21 protein-coding genes, 1 tRNA gene and 1 pseudogene are annotated in these 24,352 nt (G+C 53.6%); 6 read left to right on the plus strand and 17 right to left on the minus strand.

The window, feature by feature from the left end; translation table 11 throughout:
• Positions 1-7: 7 nt before the first annotated feature.
• Both JW799_RS26695 and JW799_RS26700 read right to left on the minus strand, forming a co-directional pair.
• Positions 8-889 (minus strand): carbohydrate ABC transporter permease, encoded by an 882-nt coding sequence (locus JW799_RS26695; protein WP_205432569.1) that lies wholly within the window; start codon positions 887-889, stop codon positions 8-10.
• Positions 890-908: 19 nt separating this feature from the next.
• Complete coding sequence (locus JW799_RS26700) at positions 909-1,802, minus strand: ABC transporter permease (protein ID WP_240353419.1); 894 nt, start codon at positions 1,800-1,802, stop codon at positions 909-911.
• A 470-nt stretch (positions 1,803-2,272) separates the two neighbouring features.
• On the opposite strand from JW799_RS26700, the gene JW799_RS26705 reads away from it, so the two are divergent.
• Positions 2,273-3,319, plus strand: a complete 1,047-nt coding sequence (locus JW799_RS26705; RefSeq protein WP_205432571.1) for a LacI family DNA-binding transcriptional regulator — start codon at positions 2,273-2,275, stop codon at positions 3,317-3,319.
• Positions 3,320-3,501: 182 nt separating this feature from the next.
• Here JW799_RS26705 and JW799_RS26710 read toward each other — a convergent pair whose 3' ends face one another.
• From JW799_RS26710 to JW799_RS26750, 9 genes are all read right to left on the minus strand, one after another.
• Entirely contained in the window at positions 3,502-3,948 is a 447-nt protein-coding gene (locus tag JW799_RS26710; RefSeq protein WP_205432573.1) for a MarR family winged helix-turn-helix transcriptional regulator, read from the minus strand.
• A gap of 38 nt (positions 3,949-3,986) precedes the next feature.
• Positions 3,987-4,754 carry a pirin family protein gene (locus JW799_RS26715; protein ID WP_205432584.1) on the minus strand — a complete coding sequence of 256 codons (768 nt, stop codon included), beginning with the start codon at positions 4,752-4,754 and terminating at the stop codon, positions 3,987-3,989.
• 27 nt (positions 4,755-4,781) lie between these two features.
• Positions 4,782-5,138: a DoxX family protein gene (locus JW799_RS26720; protein ID WP_080837666.1), complete on the minus strand. Its 357-nt coding sequence runs from the start codon at positions 5,136-5,138 to the stop codon at positions 4,782-4,784.
• 238 nt (positions 5,139-5,376) lie between these two features.
• On the minus strand, positions 5,377-7,701 hold the full coding sequence (locus JW799_RS26725) for an ABC transporter permease (RefSeq protein WP_205433122.1): 2,325 nt from the start codon (positions 7,699-7,701) through the stop codon (positions 5,377-5,379).
• 2 nt (positions 7,702-7,703) lie between these two features.
• Positions 7,704-8,408 carry an ATP-binding cassette domain-containing protein gene (locus JW799_RS26730; protein ID WP_080837660.1) on the minus strand — a complete coding sequence of 235 codons (705 nt, stop codon included), beginning with the start codon at positions 8,406-8,408 and terminating at the stop codon, positions 7,704-7,706.
• A gap of 615 nt (positions 8,409-9,023) precedes the next feature.
• Positions 9,024-9,110: transfer RNA gene (locus tag JW799_RS26735), tRNA-Leu, on the minus strand.
• 167 nt (positions 9,111-9,277) lie between these two features.
• Positions 9,278-10,429, minus strand: a complete 1,152-nt coding sequence (locus JW799_RS26740) for an ABC transporter permease (protein ID WP_205432587.1) — start codon at positions 10,427-10,429, stop codon at positions 9,278-9,280.
• Positions 10,426-11,616, minus strand: coding sequence for an ABC transporter permease (locus JW799_RS26745; RefSeq protein ID WP_205432589.1), 1,191 nt, complete (start codon positions 11,614-11,616; stop codon positions 10,426-10,428). Before JW799_RS26745 ends, JW799_RS26740 begins: the two co-directional genes overlap by 4 nt.
• A gap of 11 nt (positions 11,617-11,627) precedes the next feature.
• Complete coding sequence (locus JW799_RS26750) at positions 11,628-12,566, minus strand: ABC transporter ATP-binding protein (protein WP_080837353.1); 939 nt, start codon at positions 12,564-12,566, stop codon at positions 11,628-11,630.
• 180 nt (positions 12,567-12,746) lie between these two features.
• Here JW799_RS26750 and JW799_RS26755 point away from each other — a divergent pair, with 180 nt between their 5' ends.
• Together JW799_RS26755 and JW799_RS26760 are read left to right on the plus strand one after the other, a co-directional pair.
• Positions 12,747-13,883 (plus strand): sensor histidine kinase, encoded by a 1,137-nt coding sequence (locus JW799_RS26755; RefSeq protein ID WP_205432591.1) that lies wholly within the window; start codon positions 12,747-12,749, stop codon positions 13,881-13,883.
• A gap of 24 nt (positions 13,884-13,907) precedes the next feature.
• On the plus strand, positions 13,908-14,570 hold the full coding sequence (locus tag JW799_RS26760) for a response regulator transcription factor (protein ID WP_080837348.1): 663 nt from the start codon (positions 13,908-13,910) through the stop codon (positions 14,568-14,570).
• A gap of 40 nt (positions 14,571-14,610) precedes the next feature.
• Here the strand turns inward: JW799_RS26760 and JW799_RS26765 are convergent, their stop codons facing one another.
• Positions 14,611-14,940, minus strand: a complete 330-nt coding sequence (locus JW799_RS26765; RefSeq protein WP_080840884.1) for a winged helix-turn-helix transcriptional regulator — start codon at positions 14,938-14,940, stop codon at positions 14,611-14,613.
• Between the two features lie 156 nt (positions 14,941-15,096).
• Between JW799_RS26765 and pdaA the strand changes: the two genes are divergently transcribed.
• Positions 15,097-15,900, plus strand: a complete 804-nt coding sequence (gene pdaA / locus JW799_RS26770) for a delta-lactam-biosynthetic de-N-acetylase (RefSeq protein WP_080837345.1) — start codon at positions 15,097-15,099, stop codon at positions 15,898-15,900.
• A gap of 106 nt (positions 15,901-16,006) precedes the next feature.
• Here pdaA and JW799_RS26775 read toward each other — a convergent pair whose 3' ends face one another.
• Positions 16,007-16,534 (minus strand): phospholipase D-like domain-containing protein, encoded by a 528-nt coding sequence (locus JW799_RS26775; protein WP_205432593.1) that lies wholly within the window; start codon positions 16,532-16,534, stop codon positions 16,007-16,009.
• A gap of 11 nt (positions 16,535-16,545) precedes the next feature.
• Positions 16,546-17,394: a phospholipase D-like domain-containing protein gene (locus tag JW799_RS26780; RefSeq protein ID WP_205432595.1), complete on the minus strand. Its 849-nt coding sequence runs from the start codon at positions 17,392-17,394 to the stop codon at positions 16,546-16,548.
• 140 nt (positions 17,395-17,534) lie between these two features.
• Between JW799_RS26780 and JW799_RS26785 the strand changes: the two are divergent.
• Both JW799_RS26785 and JW799_RS26790 read left to right on the plus strand, forming a co-directional pair.
• A pseudogene (locus JW799_RS26785) lies at positions 17,535-20,496 on the plus strand (BadF/BadG/BcrA/BcrD ATPase family protein).
• A gap of 126 nt (positions 20,497-20,622) precedes the next feature.
• Entirely contained in the window at positions 20,623-22,065 is a 1,443-nt protein-coding gene (locus JW799_RS26790; protein WP_240353421.1) for a 2-hydroxyglutaryl-CoA dehydratase, read from the plus strand.
• Between the two features lie 106 nt (positions 22,066-22,171).
• Here the strand turns inward: JW799_RS26790 and JW799_RS26795 are convergent, their stop codons facing one another.
• The 3 genes from JW799_RS26795 to JW799_RS26805 are packed head-to-tail and all read right to left on the minus strand — an operon-like array spanning position 22,172 to position 24,344.
• Positions 22,172-22,966 carry an ABC transporter permease gene (locus JW799_RS26795; protein ID WP_205432600.1) on the minus strand — a complete coding sequence of 265 codons (795 nt, stop codon included), beginning with the start codon at positions 22,964-22,966 and terminating at the stop codon, positions 22,172-22,174.
• A gap of 9 nt (positions 22,967-22,975) precedes the next feature.
• Positions 22,976-23,776 (minus strand): ABC transporter permease, encoded by an 801-nt coding sequence (locus JW799_RS26800; RefSeq protein ID WP_205432602.1) that lies wholly within the window; start codon positions 23,774-23,776, stop codon positions 22,976-22,978.
• Complete coding sequence (locus JW799_RS26805) at positions 23,769-24,344, minus strand: ATP-binding cassette domain-containing protein (protein ID WP_338026335.1); 576 nt, start codon at positions 24,342-24,344, stop codon at positions 23,769-23,771. Before JW799_RS26805 ends, JW799_RS26800 begins: the two co-directional genes overlap by 8 nt.
• Between the last annotated feature and the right edge of the window lie 8 nt (positions 24,345-24,352).

A 24,352-nucleotide genomic window follows, 5' to 3' on the forward strand; every position in this document is an offset into this window, starting at 1 on the left:
CCGGGCCTTATTTCAGGGATCCGACCATGACGCCTTTTTCGAAATATTTCTGGAAGAACGGGTACATCACGACAAGCGGCAGGCTGGAAATGACGATCGCCGCGTATTTGATAATCTCGGACAGTCGCTTGAGTTCCGCCATCGCGAGCCGGTCGGAAATCATGCCGGGATCGACCTGGTTCTGGATCAGGATCGACCGCAGAACGAGCTGCAGCGGGTGCAATTTCGGGTCGTCCAGGTAGATCATCGCGTCGAAGTAGGCGTTCCACTGCCCGACGAAGGCGTACAGCGCAAGCACGAATACGATCGGCTTGGAAAGCGGGAGGACGATATGGAAAAAAATCTTCGCCTCGGAAGCGCCGTCGACGTTGGCGGCCTCCTTCAGCTCGACCGGCACGCCTCTGAAGAACGTCCGCGCCAGGATGATGTTCCACACATTGACCGATCCGGGAATGATCACCGCCCAGACCGTATCGAGCAGGCCGAGATTTTTAACCAGCAGGTACGTGGGAACGAGCCCGCCTCCGAAAAACATCGTGATCAGGAAAAAGGTCATGAAATACCCGCGTCCTTTCAACCTGCGATCCGACAGCGCGTAGCCCGCGAATACGGATACGGTTACGGTGACGAAGGCGAAGGAGACCGAGTACAGCACGGCGTTTCCGAACCCCCGGACCATGGCCGGATTGCCCAGAATCTTCCGGTAGCCGTCCAGAGACCAGTCGGAGACGTTGAACGACAAGCCGCGGCTCAGCAGCACGGAAGGATCCATGAAGGAAGCCGCCGCGATGTACGCGAGCGGAACGACGACGAGCAGGACGGCCGCGGACAGACCGACGGCGTTTACGGCAAGCAGGAGGCGGTCGGTTCGGGAATGTTTGACAGGCATTGGGGTTTTGCTCCTTTCTTCAGTAGAGACCTTCGCCCTCGTTCAGCCTTTTGACGATAAAGTTGACGGCGGCAAGCAAAATGACGTTGATGACGGAATTGAACAGCCCCACGGCGGAGGAATAGGCGTAATCCCCCGACTGCAAGCCCAGCTTGTACACGTAGGTCGGAATGATCTCGGACGCCGGCAAATTCGCGGCCGTCTGCATCAGATAAGCCTTCTCGAACCCGATCGACATGATGCCGCCCGCGGCCAAAATGAACACGATCGCCATGATCGGCCGGATGGTCGGCAGATCGATATGCCGGATTCGCTGCAGCAGGCTGGCGCCGTCCAGATTCGCCGCGTGGTGCAGTTCGGGGTCCACGTTCGCCAGCGCGGCAACGTAAATAATGGAGGACCAGCCGGCCGTCGTCCAAATATCCGATAAAATGTATAGCCACCGGAAATATTCGGGGTTCGACATAAACATGATCGGCTTGTCCGCGAACCAGGCGAGCAGTTGGTTGACAGGCCCGGTCGGCGACAGAAAGATGAACAGCATGCCGACGATGACGACGACGGAGATGAAGTTCGGGGCGTACAAAAAAAGCTGAATGTTCTTCTTGACCCTTGCCTTGCGAATCTGGTTCAACATGAGCGCAAGCAGGATCGGGACGGGAAAACCGAGAACGAGCCCGTACAAGCTTAATTTAAGCGTATTCATAAAAATGACGTCGAAATTCGGCGACGAGAAAAGCTTGTCGAAATGCTTGAGCCCTACCCAATCGCTCCCCCATATCCCCTTGATCGGGTTGAAATCCTTGAAGGCGATGACCGCGCCGTACATCGGGCCGTATTTGAAAATCAAGGTCAGGATCAGGGCCGGCGCCAGAAGCAAATAAAGAAAGCCTACCTTGCTCGTTTGCTGCAATCGGATACCTCCGTTCTCGCTAAGTTTGCATTCACACTTCAGTAAGGGCTTTCAACAACAACAAAATCCGTTCGCGCTTCCCGTTTCGTCCTCCGGTTCAAAACCAATATTAGTAAAGGACAAGCGGCAATGTCAATACATTTTGTAAAAATTTAATTTCACAAATGACAAATTAATAATCGAAGTACTAGTGCAAAATATCGATGATTTTGATAGAAAAATCAACAAAATGCCTATTCCCTTGGGAAATCAGGCGATAGGATCGGAGGTTTGATCAAATTTCGGCTTCATCCGTAAAGACCCTCGAATTTTCCGAATGTCAATTTTCGCCAACTTTTAATTGTTTAAATGTAAATATAATTGTGCATTTGTAAACTTTATATTGCTATTTTGCACGAACTGTTATACATTTGAAGGAGACTAGCGGCATCAGGGAAGACCAGGCACGCAGATCTCATCGAGGTGGAACGATGGCGAAGGAGAAAGTAACGATTCAAGACATCGCCGACGCTTTGGGCATTTCCCGGAATACGGCCTCCAAGGCGCTGAACGGCAACGAGAACATTCCGGCGGAGACCCGCAATAAAGTGATCAAAAAGGCGATCGAATTGAAATACAAGCAATTCGCGTTGATGGAAAGCGAGAACCTGTTGCCCAAAAACTCGGGCAACATCGCGCTGCTGACGGTGAACCTGCCCAATACCTCCCACTTCGGCTCGGCTCTCATCAGCGGCCTGGAGAAAAGAATCAGCGCGGAAGGCTATAATTTGTCCATCCACATCGTCCGGGACATCGACATTGCGTCCCGGTCGCTGCCGAACAACTTCGATCCGTCCAACGTGGACGGGATCGTCTGCATCGAGCTGTTCGACCTGGCGTACAGCAAGCTCGTGACGCAGCTCGGGATTCCGACCATTTTTGTCGACTGCTCGGCCTTCGTTTGCTACCCGGATTTTCCGGCCGACATTCTGCTGATGGAGAACGAGCACAGCATCTATTCGCTGGCCCGGAAGCTGATCGAAAGCGGTTGCGAAAGCTTCGGGTTCGTAGGGGACGTTCAGCATTGCCTCAGCTTTCACGAGAGATGGGTCGGCTTTAACCGCGCGCTGTCCGAGGCGGGCATCAAGCTCGACCTCGACCAATGCATCGTGGACGACGATCGCCTTTTCTTCTCCGAGCCCGATTGGATGGAGGAGCGGCTGGACCGGATGGCCAAGCTCCCCTCGGTCTTTGTGTGCGCCAACGATTTTATCGCCGTCGGCTTAATGAAAGCGCTCAAAAACCGGCAGCTTTCCATTCCGCAGGATACCGTCGTTTGCGGCTTCGACAACGCGCCCGAATCCGTCATCGTGGAGCCTCATCTGACTACCGTCCATATCTATAGCAACGAAATGGGCATCAAGGCTGCGGAGATGCTGCTTTCCCGCATTCAAGATCCGAATCAGCCGTATCAAATTTCCCATATTTACACCCGGCCGATCGTCCGGGAGACGACCCCGAGCATCGCCTGGCCTTGAGCCCCGCCGTTAAAAAGACAGAACAAGCAAAAACGATTTCGTCGTCCTGAAGACAGGGAATGTCGTTTTGATCGGAAACGATTCATTCCGCGCAAAGACGCCCATGCCGCCAACGGCGGCATGGGCGTTGAAAAGATTCATTTCCTGTCGAACTCTTTTGGCCGTCGAGCCCGTTCATGAACTTAAGCGTTGACAGCGCCAAGTCCCACCTTTTTAAGAAGTTCCGTCAAGTCGGTTTTTTCCTCCTTGTTTAAGGGCGATAAAATCCGGGAAATCGCTTCGACGTGCTGAGGGAAAATTTCTTGAAACAGACGCTGCCCTTTCTCGGTTAATACGACATTAGAAATCCGCCGGTCTGTCGGATTGGGGTGCCTCTTTACAAATTCGTTTTTCTCCAGCTTGTCCACAACGTACGTAATGCTTCCGCTGGGAATGGAAAAGGTTTCGCTGATTTTTTGAATGGTGTGAGGGCCCTTGCTGTAAAGAAGTTCCAGGATCATGAAATTTTCCATGCTTATTCCATATCTTTCGATATCTTTTGCGATTAGATTAAAAACGGTTTTGCTGGCTTTGAGCCAGACGCGGAAAAGCCGCAAATCCGTTTGACTTTTTTCGTCTCCTTGGATCAATTCCAACGCTCCCTCTGTCCGTTCCTTCCTTTCAACGGTTAACTTCGTTTATTGTATAAAGGATAATCGACTTCCGTCGGAACTTCAATCATAAAGATTCTAAGTTCTCGATCCGAAGCATGAAGGGAAATTTCTCCGCTTTGTTCCGTTTGAATGACAATAAAATCTTTATGCATAAAATGGAGAGGCAGATCCGTTTCCGTTGTTAAGTATCCGTCGCCTCTGATCGCCAGTCCGGCTAACGTTCGATTTTGCGCAAGACGATGGCTATAGACTGCTCCTTTAGGAATACGGATATCCCACATTCGGGCATCCGTTACGATCTTCATCGGCGAATCGTTTCCCAATATAGTTTTGATCGTCACGCCGTCTTTGACCCCTGCGGGGAATTCCTCGGCGTGATAGTGCGAATAAGTCGGCGTCCTTTTTACCGCTTGGCTTAAATGCGGTTCAAACCAAATTTGAAAGCTTTCCGACGGTTCCTTTAACGCTTCCGCATGGTGCACGCCGGAGCCTGTTTGCATGAGTTGGGCTCCTTCTGCTTCGACGACGCTTTCCGTACCAAGCGTATCGCGGTGATACGTGTTCCCTTTAATCACATAAGTGATGATTTCGAATCCCCGATGCGGATGGAAGCCGATTTCCGCGGGCCCCTCCGAATGTCCCCACGCCCAATAAAATAATGGCCCTAACCGGCTTATGAGCGAGCCTTCGCCAGGAAAGCCTATCGGCTTTTGCTCGCGAATCTTTCCGTCGTCGAATTGTCCGTTCGCTTGGTCGCGAGGATGAATGATCTTCATTTGCATCGTTAGCTTCACTTCCTTTGAAAAAGGTTATCCCCATAACGTTTCGAAATGGATCCCAAACACGATCAACCCTAATAGGAGCAAAATGATCGGCATCATCATTTGTCGAACCTGATCTTTGATTTTAAGATGCGTAACGATCGCTCCGATCATCGTGATCACGATAAGTAAGCTGCCCCAAGCTGCCAAAGTTTCATTCCAAATGCCCGCAATCGTCAATCCTCCCGAGACGAGTTCGACTAATCCCGTGAATACTCGAAACCAGCCCGGATAACCGTAATGCTTGAATCCTTCCACCATTTGTTTGGACCCAAACTTCATCATTCCGAACATGATAAAACCTAACCCTAAAATCACTTGCAAAACAATTGAAAAAATGTTCATTCCCCATTCTCCTTTTACTCTAACACAAGATATCCTAATCTTAGAATAATATTATCCTATCATTAGGGTATTTACGTTGTCAACAATCCATGTTCTGTCAACGGGAACGAAAACAGCGATACGGGATTGTCGACGATGCTTTGCGAAGAAAAAAGAGACCTGCCTCCTTTACGGGATGCGGTCTCTGGTGTTCTCGCCGGTCAAATCGCCTAAGGGTAATTTCTCTTCTCCGCTTCGGTTAATCAATGCTTTTTAAGGATTCAATCATATGGATCCGGTTTACTTTTGTCCGAAGCAGCAAGTTCGACAGGACGGTAAGCAAATAAGCAAGGACAACGGCTACGAGCAGGATCGGCACATTTAATTGATTCGGGATTTGCTGATGGGAGCTCGACAGCGCCTGTACGATCACCCCATATAGATAGCCGCTTATCGGCAAGGCGGCAACGATCGCAAAAGCGGTTAGAATATTATTTTCAAAAAAGATAAGCCGATTGATTTTACTTTTCTGGTAGCCTAATACCTTAAGCGTCGCAAGCTCGCGATTTCGTTCGTAAATGTTGATGTTGGATATCGTGTAGATCGCGCCGAAGGACAGAATAACGGCGCATACGATAAACATGATGAAAATAAAACTGTTTTGCTGCAAAATAAATCGGGCCGATTCCTTTAGATCGTTTTGATCCGCAATCGTTTCTACGCGTTGATCCTGCTCGAAGAAGTCGCGAACGTGGGCAAGATCCGCGGCGCTATCGGCTTTGACCAAAAGCGAGGTCGGGCGGTAGTCGATGCCAAAACTTTTTAAATAAGCGGGAGTGCAGTAAAACGACGGATTCGAGTACTGCGCGGATATGTGCAGTACCTTCATCTCGACCGTTTTATTTTTAAACTCGGGCGCCGTAAACCGGATGTGGACGGTATCCCCTTCCGCGATGCGATATTTGTCGGCATAGGATTGGGGGACCAGCACACCGTTATTTTCCAAAAACAACTCATTTTCATTCTTGTCAAAAAATTGAATAAGGTCGTTCTCCTTTTCCGTCACGACTAAGGTGGCATTTTCCTGCTCTTTGTCTTTTATGAACGCGATTGGAAAGGAAGTTAAATCATAGCTGTTCCGGATTCCGGAGGGCAGGTTTGGCGAGCCCGTTAATGCCGCCGTTGCATAATCCACTTTTAAATCGTAAGAATAAACTTCTTCCACTTGGTTCGCTACTTTAAGCAATGCCGATTGAGTGCCGAAAGCCGTGATCAATAAAACCGTGCTGATCATCACGCCGATTGAACTCGCTATCGCTTTTGGTTTATTCAAAAAAATATTTCTGATAATGAGTTTGGAACTGTAGGAGAGAGGACGCCAAATTCCCGGCACTCTTTCGATAAGCAGCTTCTTCATCTTCTTGGGCGGTTTTTGACGCATCGCCTGGGCCGCATTTTCTTTTAATATCGTTCTGCCGCTCAGGTAGCAGGAAAGAATTCCGAAAGCGCTGGAGAAGAGGATCGGAGGGATGACGGAAAAGAGGGAAAACGAAAATGAAATGTCGGGCAGCGAGTAAGCCCTCGCATTAGACATCGTTACGTAAGGAATGAAAACCAATCCGGCAATGACGCAGCCCAGAATAGAGCCTGCGATGCCGATCGCCAAAGGGTATCCCATGTAATGGAGCATGATGCTTCTGTTTTTGACCCCCAAAGCCTTCATGATCCCCACTTGATTTCTTTGAGAATCGATCATCCTCGACATGGTCAGAAACAGAATGATGGCTTCGATGATAAAGAGCAGTAAAGGAATGACCCTGCTCATCATTTTATTATTGTAAATCGTCTCGCTGATCTTGGAATAGCTGAAGGTCCGCTCTTTGCTTGCTTGGTTTAAATAGGGGAGGTGTTGGGATTGCCGTTCGATGGCTTGACCTAATTGATCGATATCGTAGCCTTCTTGCGCATCGACCATGATTTCATTATAGGCTAAGCCGCCTAACAGGTCGGATGCCGTCACTTCGGCTATATAAGCAAATCCGTGGGTTTTATGGTCCTGGGTTTCGTTCTTTTTTGCATATTCGACGTTTTCGCCCAAACCGCTGATGACGAACGTCACATCGTTTTCATTCACGCTTAAACGGAGCCGATCGCCAACATGAAAAAGATGTTCTTTTGCATAATGGGAATCTAATAAAATCTCCCCTTTCGATGACGGAACGGCGCCTTCTATCAACGTAGGCGTGTTTATTTCATTGTTCGCGGGGATCGAATGAATTTTTAACGAAGCTTTACTGTCTTCAAAAACTTGCACGGCATCGAAGGTGTACCGTCCTTCCAGTTTATCGATCCCTTCGATTTCGCTTAAACCGGCCGCGTCATCTTTGGAAATTTGACTGTAATAAACGTGCAAGTCGCTTAATCGATGATCGTTAAAATAATCCTTCGCATACGCATTGAGGTTGCTGCTGTAAGTGATCAGCCCCGCGTAGAAGAAAGCGCCTACGGCGACAACCAAAACCAGGGCCATAAATTGTCCGAACGATTGTTTCGTATCCCTTGCCAGTTTGAAAAATAATTTCATGCTCACCACTCAATCCCTTCGACGCTTTGTTTTTCCTCATTGATCTGAACGCTTTCGATCCTTCCGCTTTTGACTTTGATAATTTTGTCGGCCATGGGAGTGATAGCGGAATTATGCGTGACCAATACGACGCATTTTTTCGTTTCCTTGTTCAAATCCTGAAGAAGCTTCAACACCGTTTTTCCCGTTTCGTAATCCAAAGCGCCGGTCGGTTCGTCGCAGAGCAGGAGCAAGGGATTTTTGGCAACGGCTCTCGCGATCGCGACTCTTTGCTGTTCTCCTCCGGAGAGCTGGGAAGGGAAGTTTTTGATTCGATTTTTTAACCCAACCTTATTCAGGATTTCTTTAGCGTCCAGATGGTTTTTGCATACTTCGGCGGCAAATTCGACATTTTCCAACGCATTTAAATTCGGAATCAAATTATAAAATTGAAAAACGAAGCCCACTTTTTCGCCGCGATATTGCGTCAGCTTTTTGTCGTTGAATCGGGTTATTTCCTGACCGCCGACGATTACTTGACCGGAAGTCGCCGTATCCATCCCGCCAAGAATATTCAGAATCGTGCTTTTACCGGCACCGCTTGCGCCCAGAACGACGACGAATTCCCCTTCGGATATAGTAAAATCAACGCCATCCAAAGCCCTGATCGGGACTTCCCCTATCCGGTATTCCTTTGCTACGTTTCTGAATTCGATTAACGTTTTCACTTGGCCCATCTCCTTCATGAGTTCGAAATGATCGCTCGCGCATTACCAAGTTGATTATACGTGTAGAAATAAATGGAAGTATCCACCTGCGGGCTATTCCGGCGCTGGACAAAAGTCGGGCTCAAACGGAAGGAAATCCCGGACCATGCGAACAAAAAAATCGAAGTCCCCGTCAAACAGCGGCGGGGACTTCGATATTCATTTTCCGAGCGAATTCGTCGCTTGTTTTCGACGGGTTATTCAAATAACTTGCCGTATAGGCAATAAATTCGGAAACATGGTCAATGAAATCCATCGGTTCAACATGCATTCCGGATTGTTCCATGGCTTGTTTTTGGATCGGGGCGGGCGATGCCAGACCCGTTCTAATTCTCCGAAAAATCTTGTCCGATCGGATGTTCGATCGCGTTCTCTATCGAATGTTCAGCTTATGACAGTTGGCATGAGAAGGGCGCAATTACCGAATCGATCGTCGACGGATTCGCCTTTGCTTAAGCGCTGTAGGACAGGTAAAAAGGCATTGGGTAGCATCACCTGAAACCAGAGTATCCTGACAAACAAAAAAGGCCCTGCTCCGCGCAAAATCGCAGATCAGAAACCTACTGTTGATAAGTATGGTGCGGTCGAGAGGACTCGAACCTCCACGGCTGTTACACCACTAGAACCTGAATCTAGCGCGTCTGCCAATTCCGCCACGACCGCAAGCAACATGATTGATTATAGCGGCATCGGGCGAAAATGTAAAGCGCAAGTTAAATTTGGCTAGTTTCATCGCAACTTCCGAAGGGGCAAAGGGGCGAGAAGGTACCCCCTCCCCCGGTCTTGCGCCGATTCGGCTTACTCCTCGGCCGCCTGCGCCAGCATGCTTTTTACGCCTCGCTCTTATGCGGCTGCAGAGCCGTCGAGCCGAATCCGAACAAAACGGCGGCGAAGACGACCAGTATGCCCGCATGCAGCGCGATTTCGGAAAAACCGAAGCCGGCCGAGCTTTTTTCGATCGCGTCGATCGCCCAGTATTGGGGCACGAAATAAGCGAGCTTTTGCATCCACTCCGGCATCATGGAAACCGGCCAGAAGCAGCCGCCGATCATGCAGGTCGGAACGAGGAGCAGCGAGTTCAGCAGTCCCCCCGACCGGCTGTTGCGGATGACGCCCGCGGCCGCCGTAGCCATGCCGACGCAAGCCAGCAGGAACAGCTCCACGATCAGAAATTGGACGGCGAACGGCAGTCCGAAATCATAGCCGACGACATAACGGGCGAACAGCAGGACGAGCACGACTTGGACGCTTCCCGCGAGAAAGCTGCCGAGGAAATTGCCGAACGTAATTTCCCATGAACGGACGGGAGCCGTGTACGCCCGGGCCATCGTTCGCAGCCTTCGGTCTTCCATCATAAGGTTCACCGTCGACGAAATGTTGATCATGAGAAACACCAGCAGCAGGCCCGTCGCAAAACGGGCGCCGTTATTCGGAACAAGGCCGAGATCGGTTGCGAAAAACGAGATCCGGTTTTTCTCCGCCTGCCGGAGAACCGATTCCAGCGCGGCGTTCCGGTCGTCTCCCGCAACGCCCGAAGCCGCAACCGTCCTCGCCAGATCCGCGTACCGTCCGATGGCGGTTTCCGCCTGCAGTTGGATCGCGGCGGAAGCTTCGCTGACGCTCAACTGGAACAGCTCCGCTTCCGGCCGTTCGCCGTTCAGGAGCCGCTCGGTGAAGTCGGCCGGAATCCGGATGCCGGCCGTCGCTTCCCGATCGGCGACGCTTTGCTTCAGCGCGTCGACGGACGCCTCCTCCGACAGCCGGTAGGAGGCGTTTCCCGCGAATTCGCGAACGAGGTATTCGCCCGCGAACCCCCGGTCGCCGTTCGCGTAAGCGATCGTATAGACGTCGCTCCCGCCGCCTCCGACGACCGCAATGAGGACGGTCACGGCCGCGACCGGAAAAACGAGATGAATCAGCAGCCCTTTTTTCCCGTTCAGCATTCGTTTCAACAAGTTCCAAGCCAAATATACGCTGTTCATGAATGATACCCTGCCTTTCGGTAGACGACGATCGCTCCGGCCATAAACGCGGCGGCGATGACGCCCAGGATCGCGACGGGCTGCCCATCCGTCCGGCCCAGCATCGAATCGAGAAAGCTTTGGAAGCCCCAATGGCTGACGGTAAATTCCCCGATCCGCCGCAGCAAGCCTTCGGGAAGCCGGATGAATCCCCCGCTGAAAAAGGTCATGAGATTGATGACGATTTGAAAAATAACCAGCATCGGCCCCGAACCTTTCGCAAGCGAAAGGACGATGACCGCGAGACCGAACGAGAACAAGATGATGCACAGGCAAGCCGCCGCGATCGCCGCATACGACGTGCCCCAATCCACGCCCAGCACGAACCGGGTAAACGCGACGATAAATGCCGCCTGCAGGACGGCAAGCAGAAAGCTCCCTCCAAGCTTGCCCGCCAGGATGCGCCAGGCAGGCAGCGGCATCGAATGCAGGCGCGCCAGCGTGTTCCGTTCCTTTTCGAGGGCGAGGTTGATCCCGGTCGTCATGCCGGAATAGAGCAAAAACATGACGAGCATCGCGGCGGCGTAATATTGCATGGCCGAAAAATCGCTGCCCGCCGCAAGCTGCCCGACCTTCACCGCCCCGCCGAACGCGCCGCCCGAAGCCTCCGGGCTGTCCGGGCCCGTTCCCGCCGACGCCTGCGCGGGCAGGCCCTGCGGAGCGCCGGCTCCAAGCGCCAACGCGGCCGCCTGCCTGTCGTTCAGCCGCTCCAGAAGGCTGCCGAACATGGCCGTCGCGGCCAGATTTTTGCGGCTGTCCGCGCCGGAAATCAATTCCCACTGCGCCGCTTCGCCCGCTAGCAGCGCCTCGCCGAAGCCGGCAGGCACGACGACCGCGAAATCCGCCGTCCCCTCCCTCACGCGGCCGACCGCTTCTTCCCGGGTTGCCGCCTTCGTCAGCTCCAGCCGGCTTTCGAGCGCCGGCGACCGGAACGCGTCGTCCAGCAGGCCGCTCGTCTCGCCGCCGTCCTGCCGGACGATCGCCACCTCGACCCGTTCCAGCGTTTCGTCGCGAACCGTAAAGTCCGAATCGAGCGCCGTGCCGAGAATCGCGATCAGCAGCAGCGGCAGGAGAAGCTGCACGATCGCAAAAGCCGGCTGCCTGGCGACCCGGCGGATTTCAAACCCGACAATCGTCCAAAATGTCATGTTCCCGCCCCCTAGTCCCGCAAGCTGCGCCCCGTCAGAGCCAGAAAAAGCGTTTCGAGATCGGGCCCCGACTGCGTCAATGTCCGGATTCGAACCTGATGCTTGGACAAAATGAACAAAATATCCTGCAAATACGTTTGCGACGACGCCAAATAGACGTCCAGCGAATCGTCCCGTTTCGCGACCCGGACGACGCGGGGATGCTGCCCGAGCTCCTCCACCGCCGCCTCCGGAATGTCCGGGGCCGCGATCGCGAGCTTCTCTTCCCCGGATACCTTGGCCCGAAGCTCCTCCTGCGTGCCGCAGGCGATCAGCCGCCCTTCGTCCATGATGCCGACCCGCGTCGAGATCGCCGCGACTTCTTCCATGTAATGGCTCGTGTAAATGACGGACGAGCCCATTTCGTTCAGCTTTCGCACCGAATCGAGAATATGGTTGCGCGATTGCGGATCGATGCCGACGGTCGGCTCGTCCATGATGATCAGCTTGGGCCGATGCGCGATGGCGCAAGCGATGTTCAAGCGGCGTTTCATTCCGCCGGAGAACGACTTCGGCTTGTCTTTTTTGCGGTCCTGCAGCCCGACGAACGCAAGCGCCTCCTCCGCCCGCTCCTTGAGAAGGGTTCCTTTCAACCCGTATAACCGGGCGAAAAAAACGACATTGTCCCAGGCCGACATATCTTCGTAAATCGCGAGGTCCTGGGGCACGAGCCCGATTCTTCGCTTGGCTTCCAGCGGCTGCTCCCGCACGGAGAAGCCCGCCAGGCGGATCGTGCCGCGATCGGGCTTCAGCAGCCCGGCCAGCATGTTGATCGTCGTGCTTTTCCCCGCCCCGTTCGGTCCGAGCAAGCCGAAAATCTCGCCCTCCCGGATGTCCAGATTCAAATGATCGACCGAAACCTTGCTCCCGTACTTTTTAACGACGCTGTCCAGTTCCACGAGACGCTGCACTCTTTTCCACTCCCCGTTTGCGTTTCATTGGCTTCATTATAGACCGGGCGCCGGCGCAGCGCAGGTGAAATGCGTCACCGGCTTCGCGTGACTTAAGTCACGTTATGGTTTTTCTTGCCTTCGTCCCTCGGGCGGCATATGCTATACTTTTGAAAAACGGTCACGATCGACGAGGAAAAAATGGAACGCATGCAGCTTTATCTTCGCAGCCTGCACGTATTCGCGCCCGCCGTCTGCTCCCTGTATTTGGAGCCTTACGATTCGTACGGCTTGTTCACGCTTTTCGTTCTGCTTCAGCTTGGCATCGCCAACCTCGTATCGCGGGCTCCGGAACGCTGGACGCCCGCATTGGTGCTGCTGGAAATCGGGTACGGGGCCTGGATGAACGCCGCCTTCGGCGGAATGATGTATTTGGCGCTGCTGGCGCCGCTGCTCGTCTACGCGACCCGCGCGGCGTTCCCGTTCGCCTGGCCGCTCGCGCTGCTTCATGCCGCGCTCATGAACGCGGGCTTATGGGATCGTCCGGCGTCCGCCATCGCGACGGCCAATCTCGTGTTCGTTTTCGCCGGGCTCCTCCTGCTGCAAGTAAGGCGGGCGAAACGGAGCCAAACGGACGTCGAGGAGCTTTACGACGAACTGCGCCTTAAGCATGCGGAGCTGAACGAAGCGCGGAACCAGATGGTCGAATACGCCAAAAAAATCGAGGAAATTTCGCAGCTCGCCGAGCGGAACCGCATCTCCCGCGACATCCACGACGAGCTCGGCCACAAGCTGATTCGGCTGAAAATGATGTCGGACGCGGTCGTCCGCATTTTGCCGGATCGGCCCGGGCAGGGGCTGCAAATGGCGGTGTCGGTGCGGGACCAGCTCGCCGAAAGCATGGAGCTGCTGCGCAGCACGGTCCGCAAGCTGAAGCCGGAAGAGGGAGCGATGCGCTCGTATTCGCTGACCCGGCTGATCGAAGACATCGGCGAAGAACAAGGGACGAACGTGAGCTTTGCGATCGAAGGGATGCCTTACGCCCTGTATCCGAGCCTGGACTACATCTTGTACCGCAACGCCAAGGAAGCGGTATCGAACGCCATTCGGCACGGCGGGGCCACGGCTTTCGACATTACGCTCGCCTACGAGCCGAAGCGCGTCGTGCTGACCGTCGCGAACAACGGCGCCGTGCCGGACGAAGACCGCCCGTGGGGACTCGGGCTGACCGGCATGAAAGAACGCGCCGAGCTCGTGGGCGGCGAGCTTGCGGTCCGCCGGTCGCCCGGATTTGCGGTGACGACGGCGCTGCCGACCTACCGGACGTCGGCCCAATAACGAGAACGGAAAGAAGGAGTTCGTTTGATTCGCTTGCTCATCGCGGATGACGATCCGTTCATTCGCGAAAGTTTGAAGCTGATTTTGAATCTGGACCCGGAGCTTGAAGTCGCGGATACGTGCACGGACGGAGAGCAAGCGTGGAAAGCCGCAAGGCGGCTGGAAGGGATCGACGTCGTGCTGATGGACATTCGCATGCCGGGCTGCGACGGCGTGGAAGGAACGCGGCGCATCAAGCGGGATTGCCCCCGCGTTCGCGTGCTTATCCTGACGACGTTCGACGACGACGAGTACATCATCGAGGCGCTGCGCGCCGGGGCGAGCGGCTATTTGCTCAAAAATCTTCCCCCCGAGCGCATCGCCCAGGGCATCCGCACCGTCAGCGAAGGCAATTTGCTTATCCACCCGGATATCGCCGAAAAGCTCGCCTCGCTGATCGGGCCCGCGCCGAAGGCGCCTTCCGCGGCGGCGGGACCCGATCCGTTGCAAGTGCGCGGCCTGACCGAAGGCGAACGGGCCGTCGTCGCCAAAATCGCGGAAGGCCTCTCCAACAAAGAAATCGCCCGGGAACTGTTCCTGAGCGAAGGCACGGTCAAAAATATGGTCACGAGCATCCTGGGTAAGCTGGGCCTGCGCGATCGGACGCAAATTGCGATCTTTTATTGGAAAAACCGGCCGGCGGACTGAATCCGCCGGCGGGGGCGCCGTTTTCGCCGCCGCCCCGCGATCACGAGCGTTCGTCCGCCAGCTCGATCCATCGGGTCGCCCAATCCGCCACGTTCTCGAACAGAGGCGACAGCGCCCGTCCTTTATCCGTTAACGAATACTCGATCCGAACCGGGATCTCGGGGTAAACGTCCCGGCGAATGAGTCCTTCCGTCTCCAATTCCTTCAGCCGCTCCGAAAGCACCTTGCCGCTCAAGTTCGGCAGCAGGTTTTCGATTTCGCTGAAACGGCGAGGTCCGGGCATCAGCCGAAAAACGATAAGCGCCGTCCATCGCTTGCTCAGCATTTCCATGGCTTTCTCGAAACGTGGACACATTTCCGAGTTTTCCATCGCGATCATCCTTTCTTCCCTATATTATAAGGCTCCGCAAAATTTTAAACAACATAACGAAATACCACCCGGTTACGAATGGTAATAAGGAGATCTTGGGATAAAATAGCCATAATTGCGAAGCCTAGTCGAGACTACTTACATGGAGTGAATGCGATGAACAAAGCGTTGCGGCCCGTCGTGCTGCTGATCGCCGTCGTGTCCCTTTTGACGGCGGCCGTTTGGATGGAGGTTGCCCCGGTTTCCGCTCGCGGACAACAGCCGTTTAACTTCGGCTTCAAAAAAAGCCGAAACGGCAGTCTCCCCTCGATCGCCCAGGAAGGCTTTATCGACATCCTGAAGCGGCATGAGGCCGTCTTTCTGGGGAACACGAAAGAAAAAGAGCTTTACTTGACCTTCGACAACGGCTACGAGAACGGCTATACGGGCCGAATTCTCGATGTGCTGAAGGAAAAGCAGGTGCCTGCCGCTTTTTTCGTAACGGGGCATTTTGTCCGCGACCAGCCGGAATTGATCAAGCGAATGGCGGCGGAAGGCCATTTGATCGGCAACCATTCGTGGAGCCATCCGGATATGACCCGCTTGTCCGCCGAACAGATTCGCGCCGAATTGGACAAAGTCCGGCAGGAAGTGGCGAATTTGACGGGACGGCAGGAGATGAACTTCATGCGCCCGCCGAGAGGCGTCTTCAGCGAACCGATGCTCGCCGCTTGCCGGCAGCTCGGCTATACGAACGTCTTCTGGTCGGTCGCCTACAAGGATTGGGACGTCAATTCGCAGCGAGGCGGGAGTTACGCCTATGAAAGCGTCATGAGCCAGCTGCACCCGGGCGCCGTCATTTTGCTGCATTCCGTTTCCAGCGACAACGCGAAAGCTTTGGGCGACATCATCGACGCCGCCAAGCGGCAGGGGTACGCGTTCAAAAGCCTGGACCGGCTCGGCGAAAAAAGCTACGTTTGACGGTTCTCGCGCCGATATGATCCCGCCATTTTCCCTGAAAGCTGCGGCAGCTAGCTCCCCCCTGACAGATCGCGAAGTCAGGGGGAATTTTGTTTCATTCGACCGATTAAAACAGCGGAGAAATCAGCCGAGCCCACACCTCATACGCGCGCTGCTTCCAATTCCGCCCTTCGAATTCGGCCGGGCTTATGGCCTCGCAATCCTCCAAATCCCGAAAAAAATCCCGCGCCAGGCAACCGACGACATTTCCGTCCCAAAACAACGCGTCGATTTCGAACTGTCCCCAGAAGCTCCGCATGTCCAGGTTCGCGCTGCCCGAGAAGGCCACGTCGTCCGAGATGATGACTTTCGAGTGGATAAAACCTTTTCGATAGCGGTAAAAGCGAATGCCGGACGGCTGCATCTCCCTTACGTAAGACATCGTTCCCGTATACACCAGTTTTTTGTCGGGCTTGCCCGGAAGCACGACGGCGACATCGACGCTTTTGGCGGCGGCCGTCTTGAGCGCCAACATCACCGCCGGATCGGGAATGAAATAGGGCGACTCGATATAAAGCCGCTTCTTTGCCGAAACGATAAGGGAAAAAATCAGCTCGTGAAGCCTTTTCGTCGGATCGCTTCGAATGATCTGCACGAATTCTTTGCCTATGCCGGGCTGATCGGGAAAATAGCCTTCCTCTTCGGGAAACCGCCCATGACCCGAAGCCAATCCGCCAAAAACGTATATTGCAGCCAAAGCACCGCATCGCCGGCGATGGCGAAATGGGTATCCCGCCAGTAGCCGTATCGCCGGCTTCGTCCGAGATATTCTTCCCCGATGTTCAGTCCTCCGAAAAATCCGGTTTTCCCGTCCACGACGACGATTTTGCGATGATTGCGGTAATTGAGCCGCCTGCCGAGCAAGGCGGAGCGAATGGGAAAAAAGCACCCCGTCTCCACGCCGCCCGCCCGAAGCCGCTTCAGGAACGACTTGTCCAGATGCCGGCTGCCCACGCCGTCGTAGATCAAACGCACCTTGACCCCTTCCCGGGCTTTCCGGACGAGCATCTGTTCGAACCGGTTTCCGAGCCGGTCGCTGCGGACGATGTAAAACAGAATATGAATGTGATGCCGCGCGGACGCGATCGCATCCAGCATCGCTTCGAAAGCCTGATCCCCTTTGCTGAATACCGTCGTTTCATTGCAGGCCGTTACGGGAAAACCGGTCATGCCGCGAAACAGCTTCGCTTGCCGCTGCCATTCGCTTTCGTTTCCCGAATGGGCGTCCGTCCGCTCCAGGCTCCGCTTCATGATGTCTTCCCGGATTCGTTCCAGCCTTTCGAACCCGCTGCCGGCGGCCGATCGGAAACCGGCATATTCTTTTGCGATCAAAAAATAGGCCAGCAAGCCGACGACCGGGACCAGAAACGAAAGCGCAAGCCAGGTCAAGGCTTTATAAGGCCGGCGATATTCCGCGACGATGATACAGGCAAGCTGAACGATAAACAGCGACAACAGCAGCACAACGATCCAGAGAAACAGTTCCGACGGACCTCCTTGGCCGATTCGATTTTCCTTTCGCTTAGTATGTATAGGGGAATTCCCTGATACGCAGGATTTGGGCGGAAGGATTTTGCAAGAAGGAGATTTTTCGAATGAACCAAAACCTTGAACATCGATCGCCGCTCGTCATCGGCATCGATGTCGGTTCGACACCGGTCAAAGCGACTGCGGTCGATCCTGCAACGAACCGGATTTTATGGTCGGACTATCAGCGTCATCACACGAAACAGGCCGAAAAAGTGCTGGAGCTTCTTGTCGCGATCGGCCAAGCGTTCCCGAATCCCAGGCAAGAGGATATTCGCGTATTCATGACCGGCTCCGGCAGCGGACCGATCGCCCCTCACGTCGGCGCCAAGTTCGTGCAGGAAGTGAACGCCGTCACGATGGCCGTCGAGCATCTTCACCCCGATGTCGGCAGCGTCATCGAGCTCGGCGGACAAGACGCGAAAATCATCATTTTTAAAGCGAACGAGGAAACCGGAGACAAGCAGGCGATCACGTCGATGAACGACAAATGCGCTTCCGGCACCGGCGCGACCATCGACAAATGCATCATTAAAGTCGGGATGCCGACGCATGAAGTCGGCAAGCTTCATTTCGGCGGCTCGAAGCTTCATCATGTCGCCGCCAAATGCGGCGTCTTGCCGAAACGGATATTGTCAATTTGGTCAAGAGCGGCATCCCTTCGGCGGAAATCATGTGCTCCCTGGCCGACGCGATCGTCATGCAGAACCTGTCCGTCCTGACTCGCGGGAACACGTTGCGCCACCGGGTGCTGCTGCTCGGCGGCCCCAACACTTACCTGCCGTTCTTGCAGGAATGCTGGCGGCTGCGAATCCCGCAAACGTGGCACGATCGCGGCTACGAGTATCCGCAAGACGTCCCTCTCGAGAGTTAATATTCGTTCCCCCGAATTCCCAATATTATGCCGCCTACGGCGCCGTCATGTACGGGCTTCACGAACCGGCCGACGTCGGCCGCTACGAAGGACTCGATCGGCTCCGGGATTTTATTGCGCACGGCCGCAAAGCGAAGCTGGGGGAAAATGCCGGCCCCCCGCTTGTCGCGAGCGAATCGGAAATGGAACAATTCCGCCGTGCCTACTGCATCCCCCGATTTGCGCCCGCGACATTCGCTCCGGGCCAGAAAGTGCGGGCGGCGATCGGGCTGGACGGCGGCTCCACCTCTTCCAAAGCGGTGCTCGTCGACGAGGACGGCTCCATTCTGCTCAAGGAGTATCAACTGTCCAAAGGCAATCCCCTCGAAGACACCAAGGAGATGCTGAAACGGATTCGCGACAAGGTGAAGGAGCAAGGGGCCGAACTTGAAATCATCGGCTTCGGAGCGACGGGTTACGCGGCGGACGTGCTGGAAAAAACGCTGAAAGCCGACGTCAACATCGTGGAGACCGTCGCGCACATGATGAGCGCCGTTCATCAGTTCGGAGACGTCGACGTCAACTGCGATATCGGCGGGCAGGACATCAAGGTCCTGTTCATGAAAAACGGCGACTTCCGCAATTTTAGACTGTCCAACCAATGCTCGGCCGGCAACGGCATGCTGCTGCAGGCGATGGCGGACCAGTTCGGCATTCCGACCAGGAATATGCCGAAACGGCGTTCGCGGCCGAGCTAAGCCCGAAATACTCCTACGGCTGCGCCGTTTTTCTCGACGCGGACCGGGTGAATTTTCAGAAGGAAGGTTATTCCAAAGAGGAATTGCTCGCGGGGCTTGCTCTCGTCCTGCCGAAAAACGTCTGGCAATACGTCGTGCAAATCCCCCGGATGGCAGAGCTCGGGCGCGATCGGGGCGGCGATGGAGACGCTGCGCGTCGTCAAACGGCGCGGATATTCGACGTTTCTCGGCCTGGAGGCGGCCATCTATTTGAGCTACGTCTCCCGCAACGACGAATCGACCCGGTGCGGCTTTTGTCCGAACCATTGCAGCCGCACGTTTATCGATTCGAAGACCCCGGACGGACAGACCGCCCGGTACATCTCCGGTTTCAGCTGCGAAAAGGGAACCGTCGAGGACGAAAAGGCGGTCGTGGAGCTCAACAAGCGGCGGCAGGATCTTAAGAAGCACTACCCGAACCTGGTGGAATACGAAGCCCGCCGAATGTTTCAGCATATCTACGATCCGGATCCGATGCCCGGAAACGATCAGTTCGTCCGGGACACGCAGGTTCGCCGCGGTTTGCTCGGCTTGCGAAAAACGTCTTCCCTGCGTTCTTTCGAGCGTTCGCCGAAAGAAGCCGCCGAGCGGCGGGGCTGGATCCGCATCGGCATCCCGAAAGTGCTGAACATCTGGTCGACCGCTCCGTTTTGGCGGACGTATTTCGAGACGCTCGGCATCGATCCGAAAAACATCGTATTCAGCGACAATGCGATGACGGAGGACGAAAGCGATTTTGCCGCCGACCAGGGATGGAAGGCGCTGGATCTGTTCGATGCCGAAATGCAGGAGAAAGGCCGCCAAATCCTGGAGCAGGTCGAGCAGGAAAACCGCTTGGCCATCCTGCTGATCGGACGGCCCTACCATTCCGATCCGGGCCTGAACCACGGCGTGCTTGAGGAGTTTCAGGTGCTGGGCTATCCGGTGCTGTCCATGCGGTCGATTCCGAAGGACGAAGGCTGGCTGCAGCGGTTTTTCCGGGAGGATCTGCAGAGCGGGCGCGTCGAATATGAGCTGGAAGTCTCCGACGTATGGCCGGAAAATTTCAGCGCCAACAGCGTGCAAAAGGTATGGGCGGCCAAATTCGCCGCGCGGCATCCGAATGTGGCCGTTTTGGATCTGTCCAGCTTCAAATGCGGCCACGACGCACCCACTTACGGGTTGATCGACTCGATCATCTCGGCGGCAGGCACGCCTTATTCGGCGCTTCACGATATCGACGCGAACAAGCCCTCCGGATCGATCAAAATCCGGGTCAAAACGTACGCGCACAGTTTGGGGCTTCACGAAGAACGGCTGCAGGATCTGGCCGACAGAAAAGCCGAGCTGCAGCGGCTGCTGGAACAAAAGCGCGACGAGCTGCTCAAGAAAACGATTTAAGGACCCAAACGTATAACAGGAGGAATTGGGACAAATGGCATCGAAAGCATTGGAAACGATGGAAGAGGAGCTGCTCCAATTTCGGAAGACAAAGCAAGCACCACGATTCTGTTCGGCGGGCTGACGATGGCCCAGGATTATTTGGTGGAAGGCGCCTTGGCCGGCCTGGGCTACCGGGTGCGCCATCTGGACTGCCCCGACAACGACTCGCTCCGGTTCGGCAAGGAGTTCGGCAACCGCGGACAATGCAACCCGACTTATTTTACGGTCGGAAACCTGATCAAGCATTTGCAATACCTTCGCGATGCGGAAGGGAAATCCAAGGAAGAGATCGTTCGCGACTATTTGTTTGTCACGAGCGGTTCCCGCGGCCCATGCCGCTTCGGCACCTATGTGACCGAGTACCGCAAAGCGCTGCGCGACGCCGGCTTCGACGGCTTCCGCGTCCTGCTGTTTCAACAGACGGACGGGCTCAAGCAGGCGACCGGAGACGAATCGGCGCTCAAGCTGAACGCCGCGTTTTTCCTGGCTTTTCTGAAAGCCGTGCTGCTCGGCGACATCCTGAACGCGCTCGGCTACCGCATCCGCCCTTACGAAGCGGAGCCCGGTTCGACGGACGAGGCGCTCGAGCGCTGCAAGCGGCATTTGCACGCCGCGCTAAGCCGGCGAAAGGCGTTGATTCCGGCGCTTCTCCGGTGCCGCAAGGAATTGCGGGGCGTTCGGGTGAACCGGGCGCAGCCGAAGCCTAAAGTAAGCGTGATCGGAGAATTCTGGGCGATGACGACGGAAGGGGACGGCAACTACCATTTGCAGCGATTTCTCGAAAGCGAGGACGCGGAGGTCGACGTCCAGTCGGTTACGGCCTGGATTCTGTTTTTAATCTGGTCGGGCCGGTACGATACCAGGAAACGGATGAACTTGCGCGAGGCAGACGGCGGACGAAGCGGCCTGCAAGGGAAAAATCCGGTCAAACGGCTGTATTTGCTGGCGCTGGCCGACCGGGCGGTTCGGATTCTGTTTCAGACGTTTGCCCGGCTCATGGGGCTTCGCGGATATCACCTGCCCGATATGGAGGAAATCGCGAAAGTCGCGCACGAGCACTACAACAACCAGCTTCGCGGCGGCGAGGGGCATATGGAGGTAGGCAAGCTGATCCTGAATGTCGCGAAACGGAAAGCGAACATGACGATCTCCGTCAAGCCGTTCGGCTGCATGCCGTCCTCCGGCGTCTCCGACGGCGTGCAGTCGCTGATTACCGAGAAATATCCCGAAGCGATCTTTCTGCCGGTCGAAACGACCGGAGACGGCGCGGTCAACGTGTACAGCCGAATTCAGATGATGCTGTTCAAGGCGAAGCAAGCCGCAAAAAAAGAATTCGAAGCCGCCCTGGCAAGCAAGGGATATTCGCGGGAGCGGTTGCCGAAAAGCGCGGGTATGACGGATCCGCTTCGCGCAAGCCGCCACGTCGTCGCCTGCACCGCCGCCAATGCAGTGTACGGTTCCCCCCGGCCGATCGGCTCGCTGCCGCTGCGATTCAAAAAACGAAAGGCGGAAACTTCGGGATTCTGAAAAGAGGATTCCGATCATGCAAGAGGGCGTCCCAGAAGTCATCCTTGTTGACTGAGGGGGCGGCCTCTTTTGTAATAAAGTGAACGTTGACAAATTTTCTACCCACTTAATTACCTGTACTTTTGTAATGTTTGATACCGAATAAAAAAAAGAGCCAGCTTACGCTAAAAAAGAAAATGCCGATCAAAATATTGTATTGTCCGACCCAGCTATAGGCATCCGTTGGACCCAAGCCAAGTAACCATTTGGTCGGGTAATAAGAAATAAAAGCTAAAGGAAAAAATGTCATCGCATACTTGAATACGGGGTCATAGACATGCAGAGGGTAGGTCAAATAGTTTGCGTTAATCGACCATCCTAAATCAACAAGGCTATAAGTGTTCACTATCCAAAAGCTTAATGCAGCCCAAACTAACAGCAATCCAGCTTGAATCAAAACACCGCCAATGATAAGAAGAATGAACCAACATAGTTGATGCATGCTAAAAACTATATGAAGCTGACGAGAACACCAGTACACGATGGAAGACCCAAACAGAATATGGGTCCATGAAGTGAGTTCCAACTTACCACATAAAACCTGAAATAAAATGGAATGTGGTCGGATGAGAAGTATATCGAAATCACCATTATGGATCATTGCTGAAAAATCTCGGATTCCCGAAAAGAAAGTAATCATAAGACCATAAGTCAACAGCCACATTCCATATAAATAAATAATATGGTATAAATTCCAACCAGCTATTTCTTTAAAATAATGCAATACAGTCCATACTACCATGAACTGAGATCCATAATTAAACAAAACACCTAACAAGCCAAACCAAAAATTCGCCTTGTAAGTTCGAAATGTCTTCCACTGCATCAGGAAGGACTTCAAATAAAGATCTGCACTGTGCATGTCTAAAGGTCACCCCCCACCGATGGTGATTTGAAATACAGCTTTATTCCAAATCCATCTGGAAATAAGCACCAATAATACTGTCCAAACTAGCTGAACGAATAAAAATAATCCCACCATAGCAGAGAATGAATCTTGTAAATAGATATTAATGGGAATAAACACGATAGACGAAAAAGGAAGCCATTTGATCACCTCACCCAAGTGCTCGGGAAAAAACCAAAGCGGCACATAAAAGCCGGAAAAAAATCGTACAATTTGCCCCTTAAAAATATTCAAACTGTACAATTGGGTAATCCAGAAAGATGACAAAGCGGTAATGTAATTTATATAAAACATAATAAGGAATGAAAATACAAGGCTAATCCCAAATAGACAGGCAGTTAATACTGAAGCAGGAGGCTTTATACCAATCATTATAAAAACAAATACATAAACCGGAAAAATAAGAAACATCAATTTATGCAAGTACCGACCGGCCTCTTGGCATAACAAATAAATTGAGTAATCGATCGGTCTCACTAATTCACTTGCAATTTCTCCGGTCAGCACTCTTTTTTGAACGACGGAAACAAACTCCATGTCAATCGTCGTAATCATCCGAGTTAGTGCCAAATAAGTTATCAATTGATGAAACTTTAAGCTTCCAATAGGTGAAACGTACAGGGCGCTCCAAAGCTCAATGGACAAGATGATGAATAAAATCTCACGACTTAATGTAATGAAATAATTTGCACGGAAAACCATCGCGTTCTGCCATGCCTGCCTTGCAATAATATAATAGGCTGCCAATGAACGATCACTATTCATGAAGATGTTCCTTCTGACTGTATACATGCCTGACTAAATTTTCAATCTTAGGTTCGGTTAACTCACAATCTAGAACCGGATAAGAGGATGCCAGCTCCTGAATTAACTGGGTTGCGGTGACTTCGTTTTTCTGAAAAACCAAAGTCGCCCTTTTCCGTTCGTTAGCTACGACCCTTGCGCCTGCAATATGAAGCGAAGGAACTTCCTCTTCAAATTCAACCGTAAGGACCCTCTCCGTTCCATAAGTTTGCTTGAAATCTAAAGTTGTCCCATCATAAATGAGTTGACCATGGTCGATCAGCACTAGCCTCTCACATATTTGTTCAATATCATCCATGTCGTGTGTAGTTAATACGATGGAAACTTGTTTATAACGATTAATCTCGCGCAAAAATCTCCTTAGTTCTTCCTTAGCCACAACATCTAATCCGATCGTCGGTTCGTCCAAATAACAAATAGCCGGTTCATGGAAAAATGCACATGCAACTTCAGCTCGCATGCGTTGTCCTAAACTAAGCTGACGGACTGGCGTATTTTCAAATTCCGCCAAGTTTAATAGCTCCATCATCAGCTCTA

The organism is Cohnella algarum, assembly GCF_016937515.1.
GTDB lineage: Bacteria > Bacillota > Bacilli > Paenibacillales > Paenibacillaceae > Cohnella > Cohnella algarum.